This window comes from Bartonella sp. AP4SXKL (genome assembly GCF_042195845.1).
Classification (GTDB): domain Bacteria; phylum Pseudomonadota; class Alphaproteobacteria; order Rhizobiales; family Rhizobiaceae; genus Bartonella.
Genome location: NZ_JBHIPA010000064.1, coordinates 1 through 844, shown reverse-complemented (window position 1 = coordinate 844; position 844 = coordinate 1). Strand labels below are relative to the sequence as shown.

Below are 844 nucleotides of genomic sequence, written 5' to 3'. Positions count from 1 at the left end.
ATATTTTTGTGATGCTGTAATTTTCCCCATGACAGTTCCAGCTTCAATGAATGCTCCTGATGCAAACAGCACTTCTTCATTTGACATATCGGGGTCGTAGGGTCCAAGATAAGCGCCATTGCGTACGTCGTCATAAATAATATTCGTCATTTCACTGCCCTCCAAGCTGCTTCCCATTTTGCATAAATCTTTGCCTTGCTCGTCCCATCACTATGAGGGGTATAAGGCGAGACTTTTAAAGACGCGCTTTGAGAGCTAGCAGCCGTCAACACACACTGGCGTGCTTTCTCGACACTCATACCGTTTTGAATAGCTTTTGCTGCGTCAAAAGAAACGCCTAAGTGCTTTGCTTGCCTTTCAAGGGTTGTTAGTGCTTTTGCGCGCTTTCTTTCTTTTTCAAGAGCAGCTTTTATGTTTTCCTGCTTGTTCTCATTGTCTTCATCCTCATCTTCGTTTTCTTCGTCGTCAAAGATTTCGGCGTTTTTGTCGATGTCACTATCGTCTTCGTCCTCTTCCTCGTCATTGATGATGTCGACGATCTTTTCGTCATCATCTTCTTCAGCGCGGTATTGTGTGCGTGCCATGTGTTTTGTCCTTCTTTTTCTGTTGATGTTGGGTTTTGTGATATGGAATCCGTTAAGGCTTCCAAAGCTTGCGCAAGGGTGCCCTGCGCATCTGCTAATCCAAGCGTGATCGCTTGGGTGCCTATAAAAGTTTCTGCTTTTGTGTCACGAATTGCAGCAGCATTTAAGCGTCTGTTTTGCGCCACCAAATCGACAAACATCTCGTAGAGCAGGGCGCAATCGGCTTGCATTTTTATCTGTGCTGTATCGCTCAAGGGTTC

General features: G+C 45.3%; 2 protein-coding genes and 1 pseudogene. All 3 read right to left on the bottom strand.

Annotated features, from left to right (window positions below):
* Positions 1-150: pseudogene (locus tag ACFIMI_RS09690) on the bottom strand (head decoration protein); the annotation flags it as partial.
* Positions 147-527, bottom strand: a complete 381-nt coding sequence (locus ACFIMI_RS09685) for a hypothetical protein (RefSeq protein ID WP_375692537.1) — start codon at positions 525-527, stop codon at positions 147-149. The pseudogene ACFIMI_RS09690 and the gene ACFIMI_RS09685, both read right to left, overlap by 4 nt.
* Positions 410-844: S49 family peptidase (locus tag ACFIMI_RS09680; protein ID WP_375692536.1), on the bottom strand; the 435-nt coding region annotated here is incomplete at its 5' end. The genes ACFIMI_RS09685 and ACFIMI_RS09680, both read right to left, overlap by 118 nt.